The 6,284-nt window shown below is 63.5% G+C and carries 5 protein-coding genes and 1 pseudogene; 3 read left to right on the top strand and 3 right to left on the bottom strand.

Annotated elements, in window-relative coordinates; all coding sequences use genetic code 11:
• Window positions 1–728 precede the first annotated feature (728 nt).
• Together JQ567_RS29835 and JQ567_RS29830 are read right to left on the bottom strand one after the other, a co-directional pair.
• Entirely contained in the window at window positions 729–1,535 is an 807-nt protein-coding gene (locus tag JQ567_RS29835) for a lytic transglycosylase domain-containing protein (RefSeq protein ID WP_212442121.1), read from the bottom strand.
• A gap of 246 nt (window positions 1,536–1,781) precedes the next feature.
• Complete coding sequence (locus JQ567_RS29830; protein ID WP_212442120.1) at window positions 1,782–2,585, bottom strand: lytic transglycosylase domain-containing protein; 804 nt, start codon at window positions 2,583–2,585, stop codon at window positions 1,782–1,784.
• Window positions 2,586–2,713: 128 nt separating this feature from the next.
• Here JQ567_RS29830 and JQ567_RS29825 point away from each other — a divergent pair, with 128 nt between their 5' ends.
• Window positions 2,714–3,655, top strand: a complete 942-nt coding sequence (locus tag JQ567_RS29825; protein ID WP_212442119.1) for an OmpA family protein — start codon at window positions 2,714–2,716, stop codon at window positions 3,653–3,655.
• Window positions 3,656–3,680: 25 nt separating this feature from the next.
• Here JQ567_RS29825 and JQ567_RS29820 read toward each other — a convergent pair whose 3' ends face one another.
• Complete coding sequence (locus JQ567_RS29820) at window positions 3,681–4,637, bottom strand: LysR family transcriptional regulator (protein ID WP_212442118.1); 957 nt, start codon at window positions 4,635–4,637, stop codon at window positions 3,681–3,683.
• A gap of 104 nt (window positions 4,638–4,741) precedes the next feature.
• Between JQ567_RS29820 and JQ567_RS29815 the strand changes: the two are divergent.
• Window positions 4,742–5,727: pseudogene (locus JQ567_RS29815) on the top strand (MBL fold metallo-hydrolase).
• A gap of 164 nt (window positions 5,728–5,891) precedes the next feature.
• Entirely contained in the window at window positions 5,892–6,128 is a 237-nt protein-coding gene (locus JQ567_RS29810) for a hypothetical protein (protein WP_192736715.1), read from the top strand.
• The last annotated feature ends 156 nt before the right edge of the window (window positions 6,129–6,284 follow it).

The raw sequence follows: 6,284 nt of genomic DNA, 5'->3' as shown, positions 1-6,284 counted from the left end.
CCGGGTGCGCGCTGCACCCGCGGTCTCGTGTGCAATTGTGCATAAGAATGCGCACACGAGCATACAGGTGCAGCGGAGAACACCCAGCCTTCCCTGCGCAGTGGCTTTACGGCTTATATCGTGCTCTCCTCGGTCGGGCCGAGCTCGTTGTCACCGTCGCCGCGCAGGGCGTGAGCCCTTGCGCAACTTGACGCCAGCATCGGGGCGTCGGGACCACACGACTTCACCGTACGCTCAAGCTGCGCTCGTCAGGCGCAACCTCAGCGTCCACCGCGACCCGCCCCTCGTTGTGACGATGGCCAACGCCCCTCTGAGTGGGACGGGATGGCCAAATATATGCCCCTGATTTTCCTTCTGGAAAAGCGAAATATTTTTGTTTTCGGGGCTTGACGCGATTTCCGAAAATCGGAACTGATTTGCCCGTCGGGCTGTTTTGTCGCAGTCCGCTGTCATTGCGAGCCAACGGGTCGCGCGAATGCGCGCCCGATGACAGGCTCAGCGAAGCAATCCATGCCACGGCTTGGCGCGATATGGATTGCTTCGCTGCGCTCGCAATGACGGGGAGAGAGCGGCGTTTAAAATCAAGAGCGGACGTAGGGTGGGTTAGCCACCGGGTCGCGCGAATGCGCGCCCGATGATAAACTCCGCGTAACCCACCGCGTGGTGAGCGAAGATGGTGGGTTACGGCTTCGCCTAACCCACCCTACGCAGTCGGATTGAGGCGAGACCTACCGCCCCGCCAGCTGATCCGCAAAGTACCCGATCGTCTTGCGATAGACCGTGGCTCTGTTCCACTCGCGCATCGCTTCGAAATTCGGCGTGCCTTCGCTGTAGGGCGCGCCGGGCTTGAAGCCGGAGACGTGCAGCAGATTGGCGGTCGAGGCGAGCACGTCGGGGACGCTGTGGCGCAGATCGACGTGGCCGTTGCCGTCGAAATCGACGCCGTACTTGATGTAGGACGACGGCAAGAACTGCGTCTGGCCGATTTCGCCGGCGAAGGCGCCGATCATATCGCGCAGCGGCAGGTCGCCGCGCTGCACGATCTTGAGCGCCGCGATCAGCTCGCCCTGGAACAGTTCGGTGCGGCGGCAATCATGCGCCATGGTGGCGAGCGTGCGGACGACCGGCATCTTGCCGACGTCGCCCTTGCCGAAATCGGATTCCAGTCCCCAGATCGCGACGATGATCTCCGGCGGCACGCCGTACTGCTTCTCGATCCGCGACAGCAGCGAGGCGTGCTTCAGCAGCATCTGCCGTCCCATCTTGATCCGCCCGGGCCCGACGCGGGTCGAGACATATTGCTCGAAGGTCTTGTTGAAGGTGCCGCGCTGGCGCCGGTCGAACGCCAGCACCGCCGGATCCTGCGTCACGCCCGACAGCGCCTGCGAAATCACGCCTTGCGAAACGCCGGCGGCGGCGGCCTCCTGCGATATCGCCGCCACGAAGGTGTCGAAATCGCCGCCGCAGCGGGCGGCATAAGCGGGGCTGGCGGCGACGGCGGCGCCGAACAAAACGGCCAAACAAAGCTTAAGCATGCGAATCCCTTGTAACGTCCAGGTTGTGTCGATCATGCCATGAGAAGAGGGCGCGGAGGAGAGGACTTGTTGTCGTCCCGGCGAAGGCTCAGATGCGCAATTGCGCATCGGGGGACCCATACGCCGCGGCCTTCGTTGTAGGAAAAGGAAGATAACGACTAGCGTGTAAACCAACTACCGCCTGTGGTTATGGGTCCCGGCCTTCGCCGGGACGACACCATTGTTGTGGCTTCGTGCCGCAGCCCCTCACTCACTCCCGCCATCGATCTGCCGGCCCATCAGCGCGATCGCCTTTTGATAGACCCCGGCCGCGTTCCAGGCCTGGATGGCGGCGAAGTTGGGTTCGCCGGGCTGGTAGCCGGCGCCGGCGCGCCAGCCATGGGCTTTGAGGAAATTCGCGGCCGAGCTCAGCGCGTTGGCGGAGTTCTCGAGATTACCGGTGCCGTAGGCCAGGATGGCCTTGGGCATGAACTGGGTCTGGCCGACTTCGCCGTGCATGGAGCCGCGCTGGTTCGGCGACAGCACGCCGCGATCGATCAATTGCAGCGCCGCGTAAAGGTGCTCGGTGAAATAGGCGGTGCGGCGGCAGTCATAGGCCAGCGTCGTGATCGAGGAGAGCATGTTCTGGTTGCCGCGCACGGCGCCGAAGCCGGTCTCCATGCCCCAGATCGCGAGCAGCGGCCCCGGCGGCACGCCGTAACGCTGCTGGATGGAGGAAAACAGCGCGGCTTGCGAATTCTTCAATTGACGCCCCTTGGCGACGATCGCATTGGCGCCGCGCTTGGCGAGAAACTGATCGAGCGTCAGCTGAAAGCTGCGCTGACCGCGATCGGCGTTGATGGTCGCCTGCGCGTAATTCGTCGCCATCATGGCCTGGATGGTCGCGGCGCTGATGCCCTTGGCGCGTGCCTCGCCGGCAAACGACTGCTTCCAGGCCTCGAAGCCGGCGGCGGAGTTGCCGCATTGCGCGGCATATCCTTGCGAGAAGGAAGCGAGGAAAACGGCCAGAACAAGGGAGCAGAAGGCAAAAGCATGGCGCAAGAAGTGCATGGGGAAACCATCTTCAGTGTGGGTGCCGGAATATCAGGTCTGCTTCTAGCACGTCTGCCGCCGCGCTTCGAGCGTTGCGGCAAGGCCGCTTGGCCGGTATCTTTCCTAAAAATGCAGAGATTTTCCGAATGGCCCTTCCCCACGCGATCATCAAGCCGCTCCTCGTTTTGCTCGCCTTGTCGCTCGCGCCGGCCGCGGCCCTGGCGCAGACCCGCGATGTCGCGGGCTCGAAGGATTTTCCCGGCATCGGCCGCTTCGCCGGCAGCGTGATATCAGGGCACCAGGTGAAGAATTTCGATGTCGCGCGAATGCAGGCCGCCGTCTTCAAGGACGGCAAACCATCGGATACGCCGCGCCTCGAAGGCCGCATCACCCGCATCGCCTATCGTAGCAATCCCGGCCCATCGATCACGGAGGTATCGCGGAATTTCGAGACCCAGCTGACAAAAGCCGGATTCGAGACGCTGCTGAGCTGCGACACCGACGCCTGCGGCGGCATTCCCTTCACCGAGGCGATCGAGGCGCTGCCGATCCCGCAGATGTGGGTGGACGGCTTCAACTACCATTACTTTTCGGCGCGCAAGAGCGAGAACGGACGCGAGACCTATGCCAGCGTCGTCGTCAGCGAGAACAACCGCGATATCTACGCGCAGCTCACGATCGCCGAACTGGGCGCGATCGAGAACAAGATGGTGGATGCCACTGTCATGGAGAAGGGTTTGCGCGAGACCGGCCGCGTCGCGCTCTACGGCATCTACTTCGACACCGACAAGGCGATCATCAGGCCCGAGAGCCGCCCCACCCTCGAACAGATCGCCAAGCTTCTGGCCTCGCAGGTCGCGCTCAGCGTCTTCATCGTCGGCCACACCGACAGCCAGGGCCCCTACACCTACAACCTCGACCTCTCGCGCCGCCGCGCCGAGGCGATCGCCGAAGAGCTGGTAAAGAACTATCATATCGGCGCGCCGCGGCTGCGCACGGCGGGCGTCGCGCATCTGTCGCCGGTGGGGTCGAATGCGAGTGAGGCAGGGCGGGCGTTGAACAGGCGGGTGGAGTTGGTGGCGCCGTAGGGGGAGTGGGGACGCGACGTCGCGTTCACTGCGCTTGAGAGTCCGCTAACCCAGCCCGGGCCGACCTGACACCTTCAATCACCAGCCGCCGCAGCCACACCGCACCGGGATCGCCGTGGCTGCGTTCATGCCACAGCAAGCGATAGCCCCACGGCTTCACCAGAGCCGGCGCCTTCAATATCGTAAGGCCCAATCTCGGTGCGAGCTGATGGGCGGCGCGCGACGGCATGGTCACCAGGAAATCCGATGCAGCCGTGATCACCGCCGCTGTCGCAAAATACGGGACCTGGAGCGCGACATGGCGCTTCAGCCCGCGTTCGGCGAGTGCCGTGTCGATCGGCCCGCCCTGCCCGCCGAACACGCTAACCAGGATGTGCGGCCATGCCGTGAAAATTTTGAGCGGCAGCGCATCCTTTCCCCCGCGGATCTGGTCGAGCAAGGGGTGTCCACGCCGGACCAGGCTGACAAAGCTCTCCCGAAACAATTCACGCGTGCGAAACGAACCCGGCACCGGATTGTCGCTGTAGAGCACCAGATCGATCTGCCCTTCCGCGAGAGTGCGAGAGACGTCACGCGAAAAACTGACGATCTGGATAGAAGCGTTCGGCGCCTCGCGCGCAAAACGCGCGGCGATGTTGGGCAGAATGGCCAGCGCACCGTAGTCGGTGGTCGCGATGCGGAACACGCGGTCGGTGCCTGCCGGTTCGAACTCAGGCTTCAGCAGAAACGTCTCGACGCTGCCGAGCAGGCTGGCAAGCGGCTCCAGCATCGCTTCGGCGCGAAGCGTCGGCATCATTCCGCTGGCGCTCTTCACCATCAAGCGGTCATCCAGCAAATGCCGGAGTTTTGCCAGCGACCGGCTGACCGCCGGCTGACTGCTGCCGAGCCGTTCCGCGGTCCGGGTGACGCTGCGGGTTTCCAGCAGCGTGCGGAGCACCACCAGCAGGTTGAGATCGACTTTGGCTAAATCCGTTGAACGCATAACGTGAATTCTATCATAACACTGGTGAATAACGATAGAACTGACATAACGAAGTGGGCTGAATTTCGCCGGCACAGCTCGTGCCGCAGCACCCGGAGACGTTTATGACATCAGTAATCGGTATCGGCCGCCGCGCCTTGCTCAGGGCCGGCGTCGCCGGCGCACTGGCGCCGCATTCCCTGCTCTCACCGGCGTGCGCGCAGAAGCTGGAAGCGAAGGCCAATGCGGGCCACTACAGCTTCCGCATCGGCGACATCAGGGCGACCGTCGTCAGCGACGGCACATTGACCGGAAATCCCCGCATCTATGCCTACAGCGCGCCGCCGGACGATCTCGGCAAGGCGCTGAATGATGCGTTCCTTCCGGCGGACCGCTTTACGCTCAATCTGAATACGCTGCTGCTGGAGAGCGGCGGTCGCAAAATCCTGATCGAGGCAGGCGCGGCGCAGACGCTGGGTCCGAATGGCGGACGTCTGTTCGCCAATCTTGCCGCGATCGGCGTGCGCCCGAGGACATCGACGCCATCGTGATTACACATACCCACCCTGATCACGTCGGGAATTTGCGCGGCGCAGATGGCTCCGTCGCCTTCCCAAAGGCAGCCGTCCATATTCCCGAGGACGACTGGACGTTCTTCATCCGCAACGAACCGGACCTGTCGCAGCTTCCCATGCCGGAGGATTTTCGGCGGGCTTTTGTCGCCAATATCAAGCAGAGCCTCGCGCCGATTGCGAAATCCATCGTGCTGTTTCGGCCGGGCAGCGAGGTGCTGCCGGGCGTGACCACGATTGCCGCCGGCGGCCACACACCCGGCATGTCCGCGATCCTGATTCACTCGGGTCGCGACCAACTCCTGATCACATCGGACGCGGCCTACAGTCCGCTTCTCAACATCGACCATCCGTGGCGGCCGGGGCCCGATCTCGATCCCGAAGCGGCGACGCAGGCACGGCGGCGACTGTTCGACCGGGCCGCGACCGATCGGATTCCGGTTCTCGGATTTCATTTTCCGTTCCCCGGCATCGGCAACATCAGGATCGCGGATGGGGGCTATCGCTGGATGCCGGCGAACTGGCGGTTCGATGGCTGAAGCGTGTGGCGCAAGTTGCTCACGATCGGCCTTGTCGCGGATGGCGCTGGTGGTGGAACACGGTGCAAATCGGCAGATATTTGCTGATTTCGTTCAGTTTGCGTGCCGTGCTCATGTCCCGCAATTTTCTTTGACAGACGCCCTCTTATCGACCAAAAGCCCGCATGGCCAAGAAACCCGGGACCAATCCCAAAGGCGAGTTTGCCTTCTTCAATGTCGTCTATGAGGACGACTCGCAGCGCTCCAACCGGCGCGTGCCTGCCGAATTGCTCGGCGGGCTCGACGGCGACGAGCCGGCGCGCGCTTTTATCCTCGAGCAGGACCGCGAAATCGCCGAGAAATCCGGCCGCACGCCGCTGGAGATCAAGAGCATCAGCCGGGTTGGGGCGAAGAAGAAGTAGCGCGCGCGATCACCTGCGTATCCGCAGACTCGGTGCACCTCTCCCGCTTGCGGGGGAGGTCGACGCGCGAAGCGCGGCGGGTGGGGGCTCTCTCCTCGCGAAGATTCTGACTCGTGGCGACACCCCCACCCCGCCCTCCCCCGCAAGCGGGAGAGG

The organism is Bradyrhizobium sp. AUGA SZCCT0431 (assembly GCF_018131065.1).
Lineage (GTDB): Bacteria > Pseudomonadota > Alphaproteobacteria > Rhizobiales > Xanthobacteraceae > Bradyrhizobium.
The sequence above is the reverse complement of the archived record's forward strand: the minus strand, read 5'-3'. Positions and strand labels throughout refer to the sequence as shown.

Bases quoted from the DNA above. Each gene is read 5' to 3' on its own strand.
- JQ567_RS29830 (WP_212442120.1), bottom strand. From the start codon at position 2,585: ATGCACTTCTTGCGCCATGCTTTTGCCTTCTGCTCCCTTGTTCTGGCC.
- JQ567_RS29810 (WP_192736715.1), top strand. From the start codon at position 5,892: ATGGCCAAGAAACCCGGGACCAATCCCAAAGGCGAGTTTGCCTTCTTC.
- JQ567_RS29825 (WP_212442119.1), top strand. From the start codon at position 2,714: ATGGCCCTTCCCCACGCGATCATCAAGCCGCTCCTCGTTTTGCTCGCC.
- JQ567_RS29835 (WP_212442121.1), bottom strand. From the start codon at position 1,535: ATGCTTAAGCTTTGTTTGGCCGTTTTGTTCGGCGCCGCCGTCGCCGCC.
- JQ567_RS29820 (WP_212442118.1), bottom strand. From the start codon at position 4,637: ATGCGTTCAACGGATTTAGCCAAAGTCGATCTCAACCTGCTGGTGGTG.